Source organism: Vallitalea sediminicola, from assembly GCF_054408565.1.
The window spans coordinates 115,422-136,299 of sequence record NZ_BTPT01000029.1; the positions used below are offsets into that span (position 1 = coordinate 115,422).

17 protein-coding genes are annotated in these 20,878 nt (G+C 30.2%); all 17 read right to left on the minus strand.

The features are described from left to right. Positions 1-139: 139 nt before the first annotated feature. Positions 140-1,168, minus strand: a complete 1,029-nt coding sequence (mglC, locus tag ACX6CF_RS13635; RefSeq protein WP_458785892.1) for a galactose/methyl galactoside ABC transporter permease MglC — start codon at positions 1,166-1,168, stop codon at positions 140-142. A 14-nt stretch (positions 1,169-1,182) separates the two neighbouring features. Beyond that, on the minus strand, positions 1,183-2,706 hold the full coding sequence (mglA, locus tag ACX6CF_RS13640) for a galactose/methyl galactoside ABC transporter ATP-binding protein MglA (RefSeq protein ID WP_458785893.1): 1,524 nt from the start codon (positions 2,704-2,706) through the stop codon (positions 1,183-1,185). Between the two features lie 117 nt (positions 2,707-2,823). Next, positions 2,824-3,906, minus strand: coding sequence for a galactose/glucose ABC transporter substrate-binding protein MglB (gene mglB, locus ACX6CF_RS13645; RefSeq protein WP_458785894.1), 1,083 nt, complete (start codon positions 3,904-3,906; stop codon positions 2,824-2,826). 91 nt (positions 3,907-3,997) lie between these two features. Continuing rightward, on the minus strand, positions 3,998-5,272 hold the full coding sequence (locus ACX6CF_RS13650) for a family 4 glycosyl hydrolase (protein ID WP_458785895.1): 1,275 nt from the start codon (positions 5,270-5,272) through the stop codon (positions 3,998-4,000). A 68-nt stretch (positions 5,273-5,340) separates the two neighbouring features. Then, positions 5,341-6,549, minus strand: coding sequence for an ROK family protein (locus tag ACX6CF_RS13655; protein WP_458785896.1), 1,209 nt, complete (start codon positions 6,547-6,549; stop codon positions 5,341-5,343). Between the two features lie 39 nt (positions 6,550-6,588). Then, positions 6,589-7,569, minus strand: a complete 981-nt coding sequence (locus ACX6CF_RS13660) for an aldose epimerase family protein (RefSeq protein ID WP_458785897.1) — start codon at positions 7,567-7,569, stop codon at positions 6,589-6,591. Between the two features lie 345 nt (positions 7,570-7,914). After that, a complete protein-coding gene (locus tag ACX6CF_RS13665; protein WP_458785898.1) occupies positions 7,915-9,423 on the minus strand; it encodes a M56 family metallopeptidase in 1,509 nt (502 codons plus the stop codon). Positions 9,424-9,429: 6 nt separating this feature from the next. Further along, positions 9,430-9,792, minus strand: coding sequence for a BlaI/MecI/CopY family transcriptional regulator (locus tag ACX6CF_RS13670; RefSeq protein WP_458785899.1), 363 nt, complete (start codon positions 9,790-9,792; stop codon positions 9,430-9,432). Between the two features lie 154 nt (positions 9,793-9,946). Continuing rightward, positions 9,947-10,630 carry a PHP domain-containing protein gene (locus ACX6CF_RS13675; RefSeq protein WP_458785900.1) on the minus strand — a complete coding sequence of 228 codons (684 nt, stop codon included), beginning with the start codon at positions 10,628-10,630 and terminating at the stop codon, positions 9,947-9,949. Between the two features lie 45 nt (positions 10,631-10,675). After that, complete coding sequence (locus ACX6CF_RS13680) at positions 10,676-12,160, minus strand: sulfatase-like hydrolase/transferase (protein ID WP_458785901.1); 1,485 nt, start codon at positions 12,158-12,160, stop codon at positions 10,676-10,678. A 30-nt stretch (positions 12,161-12,190) separates the two neighbouring features. Then, positions 12,191-13,066 (minus strand): MBL fold metallo-hydrolase, encoded by an 876-nt coding sequence (locus ACX6CF_RS13685; RefSeq protein ID WP_458785902.1) that lies wholly within the window; start codon positions 13,064-13,066, stop codon positions 12,191-12,193. Between the two features lie 43 nt (positions 13,067-13,109). Beyond that, the gene (locus tag ACX6CF_RS13690; protein WP_458785903.1) at positions 13,110-15,428 is read right to left on the minus strand and encodes a glycoside hydrolase family 65 protein; all 2,319 of its coding nucleotides are present in this window, start codon (positions 15,426-15,428) and stop codon (positions 13,110-13,112) included. A 12-nt stretch (positions 15,429-15,440) separates the two neighbouring features. After that, complete coding sequence (locus ACX6CF_RS13695; RefSeq protein ID WP_458785904.1) at positions 15,441-16,292, minus strand: carbohydrate ABC transporter permease; 852 nt, start codon at positions 16,290-16,292, stop codon at positions 15,441-15,443. Next, positions 16,292-17,170, minus strand: a complete 879-nt coding sequence (locus ACX6CF_RS13700; protein ID WP_458785905.1) for a carbohydrate ABC transporter permease — start codon at positions 17,168-17,170, stop codon at positions 16,292-16,294. Before ACX6CF_RS13700 ends, ACX6CF_RS13695 begins: the two co-directional genes overlap by 1 nt. Before the next feature lie 98 nt (positions 17,171-17,268). After that, positions 17,269-18,498 (minus strand): ABC transporter substrate-binding protein, encoded by a 1,230-nt coding sequence (locus ACX6CF_RS13705; protein ID WP_458785906.1) that lies wholly within the window; start codon positions 18,496-18,498, stop codon positions 17,269-17,271. A gap of 213 nt (positions 18,499-18,711) precedes the next feature. After that, positions 18,712-19,683, minus strand: a complete 972-nt coding sequence (locus ACX6CF_RS13710) for a LacI family DNA-binding transcriptional regulator (RefSeq protein ID WP_458785907.1) — start codon at positions 19,681-19,683, stop codon at positions 18,712-18,714. A gap of 151 nt (positions 19,684-19,834) precedes the next feature. Continuing rightward, the gene (locus tag ACX6CF_RS13715) at positions 19,835-20,686 is read right to left on the minus strand and encodes a methyl-accepting chemotaxis protein (RefSeq protein ID WP_458785908.1); all 852 of its coding nucleotides are present in this window, start codon (positions 20,684-20,686) and stop codon (positions 19,835-19,837) included. Positions 20,687-20,878: the final 192 nt, after the last annotated feature.

A 20,878-nucleotide genomic window follows, 5' to 3' on the forward strand; every position in this document is an offset into this window, starting at 1 on the left:
TTCTACGACAAAAGTCTATTGCAATAAACCTAAAATAAGTTTACTTCAATAGACCTTCATTGTCAACAATTATTTTTTATCTCAAACCAATTGATATCCACGAAAGAACTGTTAATAGCTTATACTTGCATATCTAATCCTATCTTTTACCATATTTACGTGAATCAATAGCAACAGCTGTTATGATTATTAGCCCCTTAACAATATATTGTAAATAAGCATTAACACCTATAAATGATAATCCATAAGCAATAACTTGAAAAATTAAAACCCCTATAACTATACCTGAAACTGATCCTATACCACCATCAAAAGAAAGTCCCCCAACAATACATGCAGAGATTGCATCTAATTCATACATATTACCAGTATTATTTGTTGCACTACCAATTCTTGCTGCTTCTAAAGAACCACCAAGACCATATAATAATCCAGCTACAGTATATACTAATATAGTATATTTTGTAACATTAACACCAGATACTAATGCTGCCTCTTTGTTTCCACCAATAGCATATATGTTTTTACCAAACTTCGTCTTTCTTAACAAAATCCAAATAATAAAGGTGACAACAGCTGCATATATAATAAGATAAGGTAAATCAAAACTTCCTATACTAATAGAGCCTTGAGCAAACTCTTTAAATTTATCATCTAATCCACCAATTGGTTGAGCACCATAAGGTGGTCTATCATAATAAATTGAATTAACTCCATATACAATTACCATCATACCTAAAGTTGCTATAAAAGGATCTACGTGTAATTTTGCTACTACAAAACCATTAATAGAACTAATAAGAGCACAGACTAACATAACAATTATTATAGGTATAAAGATTGGTAATACAGGTAAATCAGGGTACATCCTATAAATATAACTTTCTGCCTGCAACATAGATGCTGACATAACCGCAGCTAGTCCAACTTGTCTACCTAGAGATAAGTCTGTTCCTTTAGTAATAATAATTATTCCAACACCTAATGCCATTATTATACGAGTTGAAGCTTGAGTTATTATGTTTTTGAAATTTCTGAAACTTATAAAATCAGGAGAAATTACAATAATAACAGTTAATAAAATTAAAAGGACCAGATAAATTGCATTATTCACAACCCAATTTGATATACGTTCTCTAGAAAATCTTTCTTTTATTTTTACACTCATTAAGTTCACTCCCTTTATAGATATTTTGCTGACAATATTAATATTTCTTCTTGAGTTGCATCTTTGGTGTCTATAATTCCTGCTACTCTTCCATTACTCATAACAAGAATTCTATCAGTGACACCAAGTAATTCAGACATTTCAGATGATACCATGATAATTCCCTTTTCTTGATTTGCTAGATTAATTATAAGTTGATAGATATCATATTTAGTTCCAACATCTATACCCCTAGTAGACTCATCAAGCAATAATATTTCTGGTTCAGTTAATAACCATCTACCTAAAATAACTTTCTGCTGATTTCCACCAGACAAAGAGCATATATGGGTATTTTGCGAAGGAGTTTTAACTGACAAATTATCAATTACCCATTCCGTATCTCTTACCATTTTTCTCTTATTTAAAAGTTTTGTTTTCATAATATATTTATCCATATTAGCAATAATAGAATTAAATAAAATACTTGCTACTCCAAAAATACCCGTAGTTCTTCTTTCCTCTGTTACAAGAGCTAAGCCATTTTTAATAGCTATATATGGGTTTTTTATATTAATTTTTTTACCATAAATAAATATTTCACCTTGTTTCTTACGTCTGAGTCCAAAAATTGTCTCGACAAGTTCTGTTCTTCTAGAACCAACTAATCCAGCAACACCTAGAATTTCCCCTTTTCTAAGTTCAAATGATACATCTACAACAGTTGGTTTATAAGTTCCTGTAATATTGTTAACTTTAAGTATAACTTCTCCAGGCTTATTAGTTTTTTTGGGAAAACGATTTGTTAATTCTCTACCAACCATTAAATTAATAATTTCATCAGTGGTTATATTTTCTGAAAATCTTGTTGTAATCCATTTACCATCACGCATGACTGTTATTTCATCAGATATTTCTAATATTTCTTCCATTTTATGGGATATGTATATAATCGCTACACCATCTTCCCTTAATGCTCTAATAATTTTAAATAAATGGCGAACTTCGTTTTCAGTTAATGAAGATGTCGGCTCATCCATAACAATAATTTTTGAATTATAAGAAACTGCTTTTGCTATTTCTATCATTTGACTTTCAGAAACTGATAGATTCTTGACGTTCTGTCTGGGATCAAGATTAATATCCAACTTTTGAAATATTTCTAACGTATCTTTATACATTTTTTCTTCATCAATAAAAATCCATTTACGTGGAAATCTTCCAAGCCAAATATTATCCATAATTCTCGTTTGTCTTACTTGGTTTAATTCCTGATGAACCATAGAAACCCCATAATCTAGTGATTGCTTTGCTGATTCAAAACTAATTAAGTTACCTCCTAATAATATTTCTCCTTCGTCTCTATGGTAAATACCAAATAAGCATTTCATAAGAGTTGATTTACCAGCACCATTTTCGCCCATCAAAGCATGAACAGTTCCTTTTCTCACAGCTAATTTTGCTTTATCTAATGCTTTAACTCCTGGAAAGGTTTTTGAAATATTTTTCATTTCCAAAACAAAGCTTATTTTTTCTAACTCCGAAGATTTTTCAGCCATTGTAACCCTCCTTTTCTTAGCTATTTCTAATCTCTTATGAATATTATTATAGTAATAATGCCAAAGATGTTTTCTATGCACCTTTGGCATTTAATTCATTAGAATTTACAAATTAGTTTATTTTCCATAACAATCTTTTGCAACCTTAATATTTTCATTTGTAATTGCAACATAAGGTACACGAACAGCCTTAGTATCATCTAGATTCCAATTAGTTCCATCTATCGGATCTTTTCCTAGAGCAACATTAGCTGCCAAATCAACTGCAGCATAACCTTGGTTTTTAGCATCATTAAGTACTGAACCAACCATAGTTCCTTCTTCAATTTGTACTATTGCATCTGGAATAGCATCTACTCCAACAATTGGCATAACTTTATCTCCAGTGAAATATCCTTCAGCTTTTAATGAGGCAATTGCACCTAAAGCCATAGCATCATTATTACAAATTACAAATTCAATGGCATCACCATGTTTTGCATACCATGCATCAACAATATCTTTTGCTTTCACTGTATCCCACATTCCTGTTTGGATTTCTAATTCCTCAATCTCAATACCATTATCTTCAACAGTTTTTACCGAATAAGTTGTACGTGCTTCAGCATCTGGATGCCCTGGTTCTCCTTTTAACATTACATATTGAATTACTCCATCACCATTTTTATCCCATTCTGGATGTTCATTCCACGACTTAACAATTAATTCACCTTGAATAATAGCTGCAGCTGGTGTGTCAGTTCCTACAAACCAGCATTTATCATAACTAGCCATATCTTCTTTGCTAGGTTCTTTATTAAAAAACACTAAAGGAATATCTTCACTTTTAGCTTTTTCAATTATTGTTGAAGCAGCCTGTGGATCTACTAAGTTAATTGCTAAAGAATCAACACCTTTTGAAATCATCATTTCAACTTGTTCATTTTGTTTAGCTTGATCATTTTGCGAATCATTTAGAATTAATTTCACTTTATCTTTTGCATTAGTTTCTATAGCCCTTCTTACAAATGACATAAAGTTATCATCAAATTTGTAAATAGTAACACCTACTAACGGCATCTCTTCTTCAACTTTAGCCGAATCTCCTGTTTTTGGCACTTCTTTACTAGAATTATCTTCATTTGTTTTTTTGCCACTACATCCTACCATTAAACTTCCAATTAATACCATTCCTAATATTAGAGACAATAATTTTTTCATATAAAACCCTCCTGTAATTTTTAGTATTGTTTAAGCTATTTATTATAAATAAGCATTACAATCTTTAATTTACTATGTTTCATATAATAATTTATTTTATATATCCTATATATTTTTCTTGGTATATCAACATAGTATCAAGCAACTTCTTAGAAGCTTCTAAACTATTAACTGTAGGATCAACCAATAATGCTTGCATAACTTTTTCCTTTGAACCACTAAGGATTGCTTCAACTGATAAATCAAGAATACCAATCCGATTACTCAATAAACCTCTAAAACCTTTTGGCATTGATTCAAGTGATATACCATGAATACCATCTTTATCAATTAATGCAGGAACTTCTACAACTAAATCATCTGGAAGATTTGGAATCAAACCATTATTGGGAATGTTGACAGCAAGTTCTTCATGGCCAGAATCAGTTAATATTCCCTCAATTATTGGAATCACTCTCCAATATTCAGCTTCATCTGTGCCTTGTTCAATTCTTTCCATTGAATTAAGCTGTTCCATACATTCTTTTCTATAGTTATTATAAAAATCCAAAACCCCTTTATGATCAGAAACTTCTTGTGCCCAATGAATATACTCGCTAAAATGACTATCTGTTGTTATTGGAAGATATCCAAAATACTTTAATATTTTTAGAAACAAACTTCTCTCTGATGTTTTCTCAAAATATGTAGGTGCCTTTTCACGAATTTCTGGATACGCATCTTTTCCTGTATTTTTATATTTCGCTTCTACCAATATACTAAAATGATTTAATCCTCCTGCTTTTATTGAAAGATTTGAAAAAGGTGTATTTAATATATTTGGTAAATGTTCAACTAATGAACCTACTTCATGACATAATCCAACAAGCTTTAAGTTTGGATATTTTCTACTTATTGCTAAACATATAGTACTCATAGGGTTACTTAAATTTATAACATAACTATCTGGACATATTTTGTTAATATCATCACAGATATCAAGAATTGGTGGTACAATTCGAAGAGAATGGAATAATCCCCCAGGACCACCATTTTCGCCATAAACTTGTTTGATACCGAATTGCAAAGGAATTTGCCAATCTTGTTCCCATAATTCATAACGATTTCCAACTTCAATAGAAATAACGCAGAAATTTGCACCAGTTAAAGCTTCTTTACGAGATGTAGTTGCTATTATTGAATAGGGCAAATTATTCTCTAGTAAAAATTCTCTTGCAATACTTTCAACTTTGCCCAATGCTTCAGCATTTATATCATATAAGACAACTGTACTTCCCTCTAGTGCTTTACTTTTAAAAATATCACCTAGCGCACCCAAACCAAACATTGCACTTCCAGCACCTATTAATACTATCCTATTATTCATTCAAATCACTCCAATTTATCATTTTATTGTAGATTTTTATTAACATATGAATAATTAATATAATTTAATCAATGTGTTCCAAAAATAGTTTGTAATACTAATGTAGAAGCACCTATAACACCACCCTCTTCCTTTAATAAAGCACCTATGATAGTTACATCTTTCAAACATTCTTTCATAGATTTTTTCTTAACTACTTCAATTAAACTATTAAAAATATAATCACCTGCAAATGAAATAGTACCACTAATAATTATCATATTAGGATTTAATAAGTTCACCACATTAGAAATTGCAATACCTAAATATTTTCCACATTGTTCCAAAGTATCTAAAGCTAATTCATCTCTCATTTTTGCAGCCTCACAAATTATTTTTTCATTAATTTTAGATAAATCATCATTAACTAATTGTGTAATATTCGTTGTTACTCCCATTTGTATTTGTGAAATTACATATTTAACTAATGCTTCACCAGATGCAACCGCATCAAGACATCCGTAATTCCCACAGACACATTTTGGTCCATTATTCAATATATTTATATGTCCAATTTCACCAGCAGCATTATTAATACCTGAATATAGTTTTTTATCTATTACTATTGCTGAACCTATCCCATTTCCAATATGAATAACAATAAAGTTATCAGCTTTTTTAGCAGCACCAAACCATTTTTCACCCAATGCCATCGTATTAACATCATTATTGATAAATACAGGTATTTCAAATTCATTTTCAACAATTTCTTTAAGATTTACATTTCTCCAATTATACTTAGGTGCATATATTGAAATTCCTGATTTCGCGTCAACAATACCATGAACTCCTATTCCAATACCTAAAAAAACTTCCTTGCTCAGCTTTGATTCTATAATCACTTTATTTATACATAACTTTAAAACTTCTAACACATATTCCTTATTTTTTTCTTCTTTTAATGTAGAACACGTTTGGTACTTAATTGTTCCATCAAGATTAACTATAGCAGCTATAATCTCATTCTTCTTCATATGAATACCTATACAATAATAAGAATTCCCATCTAATTCTAAGAGCATAGGTCTTCTACCTCCAGAAGATTCACCATTACCTACTTCTTTTATAATTCTGCTGTTTAACAATATTTGAACATTATTTGATACTGTAGTAGGATTTAGTTTAGATATGCGAGCAATATCAGCTCTTGAAATCGGTCCTTTTTCTCTAATTATTTTTAAAATTGTAGATTTATTTATTTTTCTTATCAATTCAATGTTACCTGTTTTAAATTGCATAATTCACCAACTTTATTTTTTTATTTTTTCCCAGTTTTATTATTTATAATATTTATATGAAAATTCTACAACTCCACTATAATCATCATTAACTGGAACAATAATTAAATGCGCTTCATCTTCATATCCTTTTGCATGTAAATTATGAGCATCCGTAGAGCAAGTTTGCTTTTCAACACAAAAGAATGGTTTACCTTGTGGTGTAAATATTTGCATATGAGTAAAATCTTCAGTAGCATCCATAAATAGTTTTAAACCTATTGTGGAATAATCAATCATGACCTTTTCTTCATTGTTCATCCCAGTAAAACAATTGTCTAAATCAAGTTTTGAAACTGGAACCGGTTTTGTTAAATCAAACTTTTCCTGATTCACTTCAATCAATTTACCAGTAGGTAATAAATCATCAGTTAATTCCATCATATATTTTGCTGGGACTATCAACAACGAATCATCATCCCCTGATAACTTATTTAAAAATGTATGAAAAGAAATTCCGAATGGTAATTCTTTTGAATCTCTATTGATTACAGTATATGAAAATAATAACTTATCCTTTGTTAGTATGTATTTTAAAATTATAGTATGTATAAATGGAAATCCTTCGTAAATAGGATGTTCTTCATCTATCTTTATGAATGTCTCTATACTAACTCTATCCTCTTCAATAACTGGTTCATTATACTCCCACACTTCATCATATACTAATGAATGCATAAAAATTGGAATACCATTTTTCATTTGCCAATATTTTTCCCCATTAAATTCATACCTACAATTACGTACACGATTAGGTAAAGGATATAATATTGGATTACCAGTATAATATGATGTCAACTCAAATTTAGGATCATAATGAATAATTTCATGTTCTCCTATTTTAAAACAAAATAAATTATTACCATTCATGGGTGCTAATTTTATCAGCAGATTTTCATCTTTGTTACTATCATTATAACCTAATTCAATTATTCTAATTTCATTCTCTTTATACTTCTTATAATAAAATTCATTCTTCATCCTTTCTTCACCTCTTTTATTAAAATTTTTGCATCTTTAACCGTATTGTTTGATTCATTATTCACCCTTAACTTTATCTAATCAATATATTAAGTATATATATTTATCATTAATTAACGTCATTATATCACAAATTATTGTGCAATGTCAACAAATTATAGTATTTACCTTTTAAAACTTTATTGTTATGATAGACTATCTTTTTTATTTTCTATGCCACTGCACCTATAAAACAGATATTTTTCTTATACAAAACACGTTCAATTTCTTTCAATTTTATCCCATTAAAAAAGGGTATCTCATTATAGATTCTAATGAAATAACCTTTTTCAATTTGTTCACATATTATAAATCATTGTAAATTAATTCAACATCCATATATTCCTTGGGATCAAGGAATTTCCCCCTATACAAAACAGAAAAATGTAAGTGTGGACCTGTTCCTTCAGTACCAATTACTGCAAGTGGTTCCCCCTTAACAATTTCTTGAGTTTCTTTGACTTTCACATATTGACAATTTCCATACCAAGTTTCATAACCGTTACCATGATAAATCTTAATCAAGCATTTATGATTCCCTTCCTCACCTACAAATGAAATTCGTCCACTTTCTACGGCTGTTATTATTTCATCTTCATCGGCTAATATATCAATACCTTCATGATTATCTATATCATAATCTTTTGATATAACATTCATACTTACCGGATTATTATATCTAGGTTCTTTTAATTCTAATGGTTCTATTTTTGAATTATTATGCAAAAAATCTTCATAGATATTATTCCATTTAATATTATTACCATACCAGCCTTGTGTAATCTTTTTTGCTTGGCTTGTGGATGGATTTGATATAAGACAAAAACCTATTCCAGCTATAAGAATTGCTATTAAGAATTTCTCATATATGGATTTCTTTCTGAATTTTAATATATGATTGATTCTCACTGCTAGATGATTCTTACCAAAAGATGGATATAAACCAAAAAAAGCCACCTTTTTTTTGATGCTAAATGAAAGCAATGTATGCGAATATTCTTTTATGATATTCTCACCTAATATGCTAATAACCTTTTCATCACATGCCATCTCAATATCTTGATTGAAAAATTTTATAGATATCCATACTATCGGATTGAACCAGTGTAAAATAAGTAATAGATATGAAAAAGGTTTTGTTATATAGTCTCTTCGTTTTATATGTACACATTCATGTGTCAAAATATATGGTAATTGACTTTTATTAATCCTTGTCGGTATATATATTCTTGGCGTTAGAAAACCACATACAAAAGGACTATCAATCATATCGGTTTCATATATTTTTATATCTTTTTTTATCTTCAAAACTCTCTTTATTTCATTTATCATTGGCACTCTGCAAATAGTTGCTGTACGAATATGAGCTAATGTTTTTATATAAGAAATAATATTGTACAAAATCAAAATGATTATACCTAGTAACCAAACAATACTCGCTATAAGTATTATACTAAAGCTGCAGTCATTATCTACAGTATTGATAATCTGGTCAAATGAAGTAGTTGAATCATTGATAGTATCTGAGTTAAGTACCATTTTAGTTAATGGCATTGTTGAAATATTATCATGTAAATATCTCGTAGATATATCTTCTTGCACTACTGTTCTAGCTATATTCATTAAACTAAAGCTATTCGTTATTGACACAGGACTTACTAACCTAAATAATAAAATCCACCACAAAATACATATATAGAACTTTGGCAATCGCTTTAACATCAATAGCCTGATAGATATAATAATAACAGCAACAAGGGTTGCTGTTAAACTCATATTCAGGACAAACAGAAAAATATCTTTGATAGTTCCCATATTTATTTAACTCCTACTCTCATCAATGATACGCTTTAATTCTTCTGCTTCGTCATCTGTAATCTTTTTATCATTAAGAAAGGTTGCTAAAAACTTGGGTAAAGAACTATTGAATGCTTTATCCAAAAGCTGTTCACTTTCATATTTTCTTACTTCATTAAATTTAACTAATGAAGTTACACTTGCCTTTTCATTTTTCAATATATCACGGTTCTGTAATTTTTTTAGTACCGTATAAGTGGTTGATTTTTTCCAACCAAGCTCTTCATTGCAGAGTTTAACTAATTGTGTTGAATTAATAGGCTCATTCTCCCATATTATTAACATGAATTTGTATTCCGCATCAAATAATTTATATTGCTCATTCATTATTACTGCCTCCTAATCAAATCTATTACAATAGACCTATCAGAAGTTTATCACACTGCATTTATATTGTCAAATCACTATAAATACAGAACAAAAAGTGTTTTATAACTATTTTATGAAACTTACATAGAAACAAAACACTTTTCTTACCTATCTATTTATTTTTTCCTCTATATAAATAATATTCACTATTCTTTAACACTTCTATCAAGTCTTCATTTGTCCTAATACGTTTTGGAGTAATAATCCCTCCATTACTTTCATCACCCAATTCATGATAATCAGAACCTGATGTCATTTTTAGATTACTTACTTCAGCAATCTTTTGTATCTCATCATTATGGGAGTCATGTCTTGGATTACCATTATGTACTTCCACTCCATCCAAAAGATTAACATCAACCAATCTACAATTTTTCCTTAGGGGATGGGCTTGATATAACAGTAATCCTTTTTCACGACAAAACTCACTAAGTCCCTCTATTCCTATTTCTAAAAGGTTAGGCATTTCTTTTAGTATTTTTTCTGTGATACCATAAATCAAATAATCATTTCCTGGTTCATCATATTCCATAAAAGCTAATTCCATACCTAAGAGTACGTCCATTGATTGTTTCTTACCTTCTTCTTTTGCAGCTCTATAGCCTTTTAAGAAATCATCAACTTTTTCTTCCCAGGTATTACCTTTACTATTCTTGAAGAAGAATTTCTTGAAGTGGTCAGTAATAACAACTCCCTGATATCCTTCATTTTTATATATTTTTATCATATCTGTAGCTGAAACTTTAGCACAAGAACTCGTCTCACTTGTATGTATATGCAAATCATATTTAAACAATTTTCCGATCTCACTTTCTGTCTAATATCTATACTCTTCTATATCTTAATGATTTAACCCTAATCGTACATATTGACATTCTGGTGCATCAACCTCGTCTAACATTTGTACCATTTGCTTAGTCAATTTATCTTCCAGTTTCCTATCTTCTATTGGAGATAACTGATTAGGGTCTTTTTTAATATTATATATTAAATTATGGTTGGGTGCATTATGATGCTTAAAAGATTTTTCTTCTAATCTATATACTGGCATATTTGTATAAGTCAAGAATTTACCCATTTCGGCATTATGGTATTTATCTGGTGAACATTGATAATCAAAGGGCATTGCTGTATGATTATGTACAATAGAATCATCCAGTGGCTGCCTTGTATATGTTATCTCCCCATTTGTTATGCTAACATCTTTACCAAAATACCCATATAATAGCCATTCATGATGTTGTGAATCTTCTTCTAGTAAGTGCATCAATGATTTTCCATGTACATTTTCCATAGGTGCAACTTCATGCATTTCGAGAATTGTTAATGGAATATCAATTGTAGCAGTTAAGCTATTTATAACTTTTGGAGTATCAGATACTTTTGGATGATAAATAATTAATGGTATTTTTGCAATTTGTTCATAATCAAACATGTAATTCTTAGCCCAATAATTATGCTCGCCGAGCATATATCCATGATCTGTTGTTAATACTATGGCTGTATCTTCCCACATATTATTTTTATCCATTGCATCTAAAAGTTTACCTAACCATCTATCAGCTCTAGTTACACATGCGGCATAACGCTTTCTAATATGGTCAATAGCTTCTTTTCCTTCTTTTTCTTCATCCACAGGAGCATAATTAGGCCAATCATAATAAAATTTATCCCATGTATCACCATATAACTTAACATATTCTTCAGGACAATGGAAAGGTTCATGAGGATCAAATACTTCAAGATGCAAATGCCAATTATCAGCATCATGATTAATATCCAAGAATTCAATCGCCTTTTCAAAACATTTTACCGTTGGATAATCAGTATCTTTCTCCGAATCCATGAAGCTTCGATTAACCCAATCTTGAGTATACAATTTTCCATAGGTACTTAAACGACCTATTCCATCAGGTATCTCAGGAGTATTTGGTTTTACTACCATTGGTCGCCAAGGATCCCCTTCTTGACCTCTAACAAACTCCCAAGTGTCAAAAACAAGTTCATATCCAGTTCCATTAACTTCCCAATAATGATAATGATCCGAAATAAGATGAGTATAAGTACCTTTTTGCTTTTGCAACTGATGAGTAAAACAGATATCATAAGGTTGTAAAGGGCTCCAGGGTGTTTCCAAAAAGTTATATCTTCCTGTCCATAATTCTCTTCTTGCTGGCATACATGGAAGTGAGCCTGCAAAATGATTATTGAACTTAACTGACTTTTCTACTAATCTATCAATATTAGGTGTCTTGACCCATTCATTTCCATATGCACTAAGATATCTTCTATTTAGGGAATCCATTAAAATCGTAATAGTACGCATATTACCACCTCTTTTTTATTATACTTAAAATTATTCTTCTATTGACATACCATCGTATGCAACATAAATTTCACAGGGTAGATCAGTATTATTAAATATTTCTACTAAATCTTCATGAGTAGACAAGTGACAATGATTAATGTGTGTCAGATATATCTTAGTATCTTCATCAATAGTATGTTGCCCTAATAGCTTCTTGAAAACTAATTTGCAACTTTCAACGTCCAAATGTCCATCAGGTTTTAATCCCCTGTTTTTTGCTGTACCAAAAGTACATTCACTTATATAATAATCAATATGATATTCCTTCAGGGCTTCAAATGTTTCATCTAAATAATAACCTGTATCAAGTCCATAAAACAATATTTTGCCATTAGGTAATTTCACAATATAATTAGCACAGTTCTCCTGCATATTTCCATGATGGTTACCTTTTAAGGGCGTAACCTCAATATTACTTATATTATATGTATACCCGAATTCCAACTTATGAAAAGCTATGATATTTTTCTCTATCAATTCATTGACACAGCCTTTTAATATGGGTTTACTTTTCCTATAAAACTCTACTATATCATAAGCCTTATCAGTTAAATAATAATTTAATGGTCTATCAATTCTATGAGTAGCCATATTTCTTACATTCATCATCATATAAGCAAAATGATCTTCGTGTGTATGAGTTACCAAAACATGTTCTAGATTAATAAAATCACCATACATTATGGCTTGGACAAAAGAATCTGCACCTAAATCTAATGTTATTTCCTCATTTATTCTAAACATAGAACGTTTTCTAACTTCTTTACCGCCTTTTTCTCTGGCATTTCTACATAAATAGCAATCACAGAAAGAACTTGGTATCCCTTCTGCAGCGCTGGTTCCATAAAACGTTAAATCTTGCATATGCATGTCTCCTTATCAATGACTAACAATTAAGATATCAATCCTATACCACCTTAATTGATTTTCCTTCATTATATATCATTATAGGTTCTCCGTGAAGTATTTTAAATTCACTCTTATCTTTATCAACACAACCTTCTATTATCCTTCCTTGAAAAGAAACCCTGAATTTATAACTATTCCACTGTTTTGGTAGATGAGGTGAAAATTTTAGTACACCATCTTCTACTCTCATACCTGCGAAACCATATATTAATGACATCCAAGCCCCTGCCATGTTAGCTGTGTGAATACCTGAGGAGGTATTATTATGCATATTATCAATATCTGTTCTTACAGATTGGATAAAATATTTATACGCTTTATCGTAATAACCTAATTCATTACCCATAATGCTGAATATACATGTTGATAAAGAAGAATCATGAGTAGTTATCTTTTCATAATAATCATAATCTCTCTTTTTCTGCTCCTTATCAAAATAATTGCTAAGTAGAAATTCTGCAAGTATTAGATCTGCTTGTTTACAAACCTGTGCCCTATATATATTTAAAGGATGATAGTGAATCAGTAATGGATGTTTGTCAACACTATCTTTAAAATCCCACATGGGTTTATCAAAAAAGCTATCATCCTGAGGATATAATTTTCTATGTTCATCATATGGTACATACATTTCATTAGCAGCCACTTCAAAATTATCAATTTCTGATTCTTCAATATTGATTTTATCTACTAGTTTCTTATATTGTAATGGATATTTTCTTTGCAGTAACATAGCTGCCTTATATGCATTATGTAAATTATTTGCTGCCATCAGGTTAGTATATACATTATTATTTACTATAGCTGTATATTCATCTGGTCCTGTTACACAACAAATATGAAATTCCCCTTTGCTATTGAAATGACCTATTTCAAGCCATAATCTTGCGGTTTCTATAAGCATTTCAGCTCCTTTTTCAACCATGAATTTTTCATCTTTCGTAGCTTCAACATATTTGCATACTGTATAAGCTATATCACCATTTATATGATATTGAGCTGTTCCTGCCGGAAAATAAGCTGAACACTCTTCACCGTTTATTGTTCTCCAAGGGTATAATGCTCCATTCTTATATTGCATTTCTTTTGCACGTTTTCTTGCTGAATCCAATAAATTATATCTATAATCCACTAATTTTTTTGCGATATCAGGATTAGTATATAAAAAGAAAGGAAGTATGTATATCTCTGTATCCCAGAAATAATGTCCTTCATACCCTTCTCCAGTCAATCCTTTTGCAGAAATATTAGTTAATGAATCTCTACCAACAGATTGAAGTAAATGAAACATATTGAATCTGATACCTTGTTGTGTAGCATCGTCCCCATCTATAAGAATATCAGTATTGAACCAGAAGTCTTCTATGAATTCCATTTGTCTACTTTTATAAAAACTATAACTTTTATTACAAGCTTCTTCTAATATACTAGTTACATCAGAATAAATAGTATCCTTCAATTTATTCTCATAGGATTTATACACCACATGTTTTTCAATATCTATTACCTTGTTTTTCTTAGCCTTAATATTGAACACATGACTTATACTCTTATCATGTTGTTCATAATATGAGTCATATTGGTTTTCATACTTGATTTTATTTGCCATCAAACATATTAGTCCTAAATTAGAGGATTTAGTCTCTGAAATGATTTCTCCTCTATCATTATCTATTTTACATTCTAAAACCTTAAGTTCATCACCTTTGAATTCTACTCCTATTCTAGGGTCATTCTCTTTTGTAATATTTTTCACATCTCCTTCAAGATATGAAACAACTCTAATATTACCATCAAAATTCAAAGGGGTTATTTTTACATTTATCATCATAAGATGTTTTTCATAAAAACTCACTAATCTTTCACTTTCATATAGAATTTCTTTTCCCTTTTCTGATTTCCATCTTACTTTCCTGAAAAGAACACCCTTCTTGAAGTCCATTTCTCTGACATAATCTTCAACAGTCCCCTCTTCTAGATCAAATCTCTCATCATCAATATATATCTCAATTCTTTTTCCATTTGTTACATTCAACATTGCATGACTTCTATTTGGATATCCTGAATATTTTTCCCCGTAGGATAAATCATAATAATCATAAAAACCATTTATGAACGTTCCATCATATCCACCAAAATCAGATTTTTCTTCAAAACTGCCTCTAGTTCCTATATATCCATTTCCAAGTGCAAATAAAGTTTCATTCACAGGATAATTATCTATATCGAATTTTTTTTCAGTATATCCCCATAAATTTATATCATTCATGTTATGTCCACATCCTATCATCTTACCAGCTTTAATTATTTGAAACATATTTTATATCTACTATTTTACAGCTCCAGCCGTTACACCCTGTATAATATACTTTTGCGCAAATATATAGAATACAACTACAGGTATTACAGTCATTACTAATCCTGCTATAGCTAAATTCCATTCAATAGTGAACTCTCCAAAGAAATAGAATGTTGATAGTGGAATAGTTCTAAGTGACTTACTTGATAATGCTAATGAAGGTAGTAAAAAATCATTCCATATCCATCTTAAATCCAATATTATAACAGTTACAGTAGTCGGTTTTAATATGGGAAATACTATCTTCCAGAATATCTTCCATTTATTACAGCCATCAATTGTAGCAGCTTCCTCAAGCGATACTGGAATTCCCTTAACAAACCCATGGAAAAGAAATACTGCCATACTGGCTCCAAATCCTATATACATGTAAACAAGTCCAAACCTTGTATTGATCATTGGGAAAATTGTACTTCTTGATATTGATCCCATAACCTGCATTAGAGGCATCATAATTGATTGAAATGGAATCAGCATAGTTGCTATAAACATGAAAAATACAATCTTGCTTATTACATGCTTAGTCCTAACCAACATCCAAGCTGTCATGGATGATAGAATTACAATTAATACTATACTTATTGCTGCTATAATTGTAGAGTTTATGAAAGCATTAGAAAAGTTCATTTTTTCTATAGCTATTTTATAAAATTGGAAATCCAGTTTTTTAGGTAATGATAATACATTGTCATACATCTGGGCACGATTCTTAAATGAATTAACCACAATAACATATATAGGTAGCAAATAAACTATACCAATAAGTAGTGCTAATAATTCTATTACTATTTTTCTTGTTTTTTTAAATAATTTGTTATCCATTACATCTCAACCTCTCTTTTTTTATTAAAGTATACTTGAATCAATGTAATTAAAGCCACAAACAAGAAGAACATTATAGCTTTTGACTGTCCATATCCAAAATTCCTATAACCAAAAATTTCGTTATATACGTTCATAGCGAACATTTCAGTTGAATTATATGGTCCCCCTTCGGTTAAAGATAGGTTGACATCATATATTTTAAACGAATTTGATAAACTTAGAAAAAGACTAATTGTAAATGATGGTGCTATTAATGGAAACATTATATTTTTTAATCTACTGAAATACCCTGCACCATCAACTTTTGCTGCTTCTAATAGTTCTCCCGGTATACTTTGTATTCCAGTTATGTAGATAATCATTATATAGCCTGCCATTTGCCATGTACTTACAACAGCTATAGCTAATAAAGCAAATTTTTCATCTAAAATCCAATTGAAAAAAATACCGTTCAATCCTGTTGATTCACCTAATCCGACAAATACTTTCATAAAAATGAATTGCCAGATAAATCCAAGAATAAGACCACCAATAAGGTTTGGTACAAAAAACATGGTTCTAAGACCATTTCTGATTTTTAATTTTGTAGTAACCAATAATGCAAAAGCCAATCCTAAAATATTGATCAATACTGCTGCGATAACAGTATATTTTATAGTTAAAAATATTGAATCAACATATCGTGTATCTGAAAACATTTTCAAGTAATTACCTAATCCAATAAATTTTTTAGGATGTACTGGTATTCCATCCCATTGGAAAAATGAATAATATATACCCATTAGAAATGGTATAATTACAACTGTAACAAAAATAAATATAGTTGGAAAAGTAAAAATAGCAAACCAAACCTTATTTCTATTCTTTTTCTTCATAGCTACCTCCTTGTAATTTTAATGCATATCATAATGGTTGAAAAAACTATATTTATAGTTCTCTCAACCAAAATTTATTTTATCTTTTTTATTCTTGACTATTTTGTTGCATTAGCCCATGCTTTGTCTAATTCTACTAATAGTTCTGAACCACTCATATTCTCATCTGCAAAGAATTTTTGAGCTACTGACAAGAAATCATTTTTCACTATTCCAGATGGCCAGCTCTTGAATACCCATGGTAATGTATTTCCATCAGCTGTATATTCTGCAATTGCTTTACCTAATGGATCTAATGATTCTGTTTTCATATTTGTCATTGCTGGAATGAACCCGAATTCATCTATGATGTACTCTTGACCTCTATCGCTTGTGAACAACCAATTAAAGAAATCAATGGCAGCTTTTCTTTCTTCTTCTGAAGCGCTTGCATTAATAGCCCATGCATTAGGTATACCAACACTGATTTTATCATTTCCATTTACAGGCATTGGGAGTATACTCATGTCAAAATTCACATCATAATCTTCGAACATACCATAACTCCAATTACCTTGATGAATCATAGCTGTTTTACCTGTAGCAAAATCACCTGTTTGAACATCATATTTTATCTCTAAAGGTTTAGTACCTTCTTTTTTAATTACTTCCATGAACTTAGCCCATTCTTCAAATAATGGATCACCACTCATAGTCTTTGTTTTATTGTTCAATTCATCAACAAATGCTAATGGGTCTTCTTGAAGTGCAAAAGGTATATTTAAAATATGACCTATCAAGAAATATGATTCACTTGATAAACTTATTGGCATAACCCCTGAATCTTTTACTTCTTTCATTTTTGATTCAAAAGAAGTCAGGTCAGTTATTTCATCAGGTTTAATTAAATCTTTATTATAAACAAATCCATATCCTTCTACTCCATATGGAACTCCTATAATCTTTTCACCATCCATAAGAGCTGTATCTGGTGCTATGTATTGTACAAAATCTTCATTTGATAAATCATACAAATAATCACTTATCACTTCTGCATCTTTACCAATAGCTGACATAATAGTCGGACCTTGTCCATTAATTAGTTTAGCTTGTAGTTGAGTATGGTAACCTCCACCTGGTGCTCCCCATACTTCTAATTTTACCCCATCTGTCATATCACTATATTCTTTTGCTAATTTTTCTAATTGCTCTGTAATCTCAACTTTAGATTGGAACAATGTAATAGTAACTTCTTCTTTTTTTGAAGTTGTACTTTCTGATGATTTACACCCTACAACTATTGTGGATAATACTAACACCAATACTAATAGCAATCTAATTTTCTTCAATATTTCTTCCTCCTTTATAAAACGTTTTATTAATAACAACAAAATAATACCACGGATTATTATAGTTGTCAATTATTTTATTGTTTATATTTGATAATAAAACTAATATTAAATAACATTTTTTGTAATATTTTCTTTAATGTTAGTCATTACTGTTTTGTTATAATTCCATTTTGTAAAACGTTTTATTAGAGGGGTAAATTTTTTTATCTCCTACCTACTTGTATACCTCCATTTTATGTTTGCCTTTATTTTATTAGGCTTAATATTTGTTTTTTCTTCTTCTAGAACCTGAAATAATATATTAGCAGCATACATCCCCCATTCATATTTTGGAGTTGAGATTGTGGTTAATTGGGGTTCAAGGTAACTTGCTAATTCAATATCATCAAAACCTACTACACTTACATCTTCTGGAATTTTCAGACCAGATTCTTTAAACGCTTTTATAACACCTATAGCCATATTGTCATTTGCACAAATTACTACTTCTGGTATTGCATTACTAATAATCATGAGTTTCGCCGCTTGATAACCACTTTTTTCAGTAAAATCACCATGATAATAATTTTTTGGTGAGAATTCCATATTGCTGTTTTCAAGTGTATCTTTCAACCCTTCAAAACGCTCAATATTATCTTGAGTATGTTCGACTCCTCCCACAAAAGAATAGTTAGTATATCCTTTTTTAATTAATCCATTAACTAAATCTTTCATAGCTAAATAATTATCTACTACTACAGAATATATATATTCTCCTTCAAGCTCTCTATCTAGCAACACAATGGGAAGTTCTTCACTAACTGTTGATGATATCAATTCATCCGTAACATTTTTATCCAATACCATAGCACCATCAATAAAACCATTTCTCAAAAATTTTTCTATTGAATGATGAGCACATATAATTAAATCATAACCATTGTGCACAACACAATCATTTATTCCTTTTATAATCTGGAAATAGAAATTTCTATCAAATTGACTAAAACATAGAGCAACTGTTTTGGTTCTTTTCACTTTGAGATTTCTAGCCATTGTATTAGGATAATAGTTCATTTCATTTGCTATATCAATAATTCGTTTTCTAGTTTTTTCACTTACATTTGCTCTACCATTTAACGCATTAGATACAGATGATATTGATACATTTGCTTTTTTAGCCACGTCTTTAATACTTACCATCTAACATCACCTTTCATATTGTTAGTATTTACTATATTAGATTATTGTATCATACAAAATATATTCATGTCGATATAAAAATGAAGCTACATCATTTCAACTAAAAGAACTGTCTCAAAATTACCATTTTAGGACAGTCCCTTTAGTTTGCTTATCGAATAAAACTTTCTGTTTCCAGTTGTAAGTTATTAATGCTTTCTGCTATTTGTTGCATTGCTTTTGTTTGCTCATCCGTTGTAATTGTACTTTTATGTACCCCTTCTATAATTTTTACCAATGAGCCTTTCATTATATCCAGCACATTTGTGATATCTTTTAACGAATCTGCAGAATTCATAGAAAGCTTACGAATTTCCTGAGCAACCACTTCAAATCCTCTTCCTAGTTCTCCTGCCCTTGCCGCCTCAATGGCTGCATTTAATCCTAATAAGTTGGTTTGGCTACTAATTCCACTAATCAATCCTACCATTTTATTTACATCTTGAATCTGACCTTCTGTATGTTGGGTAATACTCTCTACTTGTTTGGTCTGCTCTGAGATCTGTTCTGCCCCCGCTGTCACCTGTTCAATTGCTGCAGATATATCCTGTATTTCTTCTGCAACTTTTTCTACAAATCGTTCTTTTGTTTTATTATCTTCATATCTTTGTATTTCTTCTTTTAAAATAATAGTTGCCATCTTTTGTAATGGTTTTACTTGTTCTGGATCTCCTCCAATACCTATACATGCAATTCTCTTTCCGTCAATCTTCACAACACCATTATATCCTGGTTTTGCTCCCTGCATATTTTCTGCAATTTCAGGGGTAATTGCTACTTCATCCATCTCTCCTAGCATCATGCGTCTCCCCCCTCCATGAATTGTACCTATCCTCTCTTTTTGAACAGCTGATAAAATTTCGCCACCATTTCCTATAACAATTACTAGGTTACCTGTAACTTCATAAAGCATTTTAACAATTCTATCCGACAATTCCTTTGTAACCCCATGTTCCCATACCATAATGTCACTCCATTTCGTATTATTCTTTGTATACCAAAACATATATTATCATTTATTGCTATATTTTTAATACTTCTTAGAATAATTATTAAATCTAATCTAGACTTTAATTTATTACATATATAACCGCCTCAAACCTAAAAATATCATGATTAGACATATTTCGTTATAATTAATATTATTTTAGCATAA

Coding starts and splice junctions, on each gene's coding strand:
- mglC (WP_458785892.1), bottom strand. CDS start 1,168: ATGAGTGTAAAAATAAAAGAAAGATTTTCTAGAGAACGTATATCAAAT.
- mglA (WP_458785893.1), bottom strand. CDS start 2,706: ATGGCTGAAAAATCTTCGGAGTTAGAAAAAATAAGCTTTGTTTTGGAA.
- mglB (WP_458785894.1), bottom strand. CDS start 3,906: ATGAAAAAATTATTGTCTCTAATATTAGGAATGGTATTAATTGGAAGT.
- ACX6CF_RS13650 (WP_458785895.1), bottom strand. CDS start 5,272: ATGAATAATAGGATAGTATTAATAGGTGCTGGAAGTGCAATGTTTGGT.
- ACX6CF_RS13655 (WP_458785896.1), bottom strand. CDS start 6,549: ATGCAATTTAAAACAGGTAACATTGAATTGATAAGAAAAATAAATAAA.
- ACX6CF_RS13660 (WP_458785897.1), bottom strand. CDS start 7,569: ATGAAGAATGAATTTTATTATAAGAAGTATAAAGAGAATGAAATTAGA.
- ACX6CF_RS13665 (WP_458785898.1), bottom strand. CDS start 9,423: ATGGGAACTATCAAAGATATTTTTCTGTTTGTCCTGAATATGAGTTTA.
- ACX6CF_RS13670 (WP_458785899.1), bottom strand. CDS start 9,792: ATGAATGAGCAATATAAATTATTTGATGCGGAATACAAATTCATGTTA.
- ACX6CF_RS13680 (WP_458785901.1), bottom strand. CDS start 12,160: ATGCGTACTATTACGATTTTAATGGATTCCCTAAATAGAAGATATCTT.
- ACX6CF_RS13685 (WP_458785902.1), bottom strand. CDS start 13,066: ATGCAAGATTTAACGTTTTATGGAACCAGCGCTGCAGAAGGGATACCA.
- ACX6CF_RS13690 (WP_458785903.1), bottom strand. CDS start 15,428: ATGTTTCAAATAATTAAAGCTGGTAAGATGATAGGATGTGGACATAAC.
- ACX6CF_RS13695 (WP_458785904.1), bottom strand. CDS start 16,292: ATGGATAACAAATTATTTAAAAAAACAAGAAAAATAGTAATAGAATTA.
- ACX6CF_RS13700 (WP_458785905.1), bottom strand. CDS start 17,170: ATGAAGAAAAAGAATAGAAATAAGGTTTGGTTTGCTATTTTTACTTTT.
- ACX6CF_RS13710 (WP_458785907.1), bottom strand. CDS start 19,683: ATGGTAAGTATTAAAGACGTGGCTAAAAAAGCAAATGTATCAATATCA.
- ACX6CF_RS13715 (WP_458785908.1), bottom strand. CDS start 20,686: ATGGTATGGGAACATGGGGTTACAAAGGAATTGTCGGATAGAATTGTT.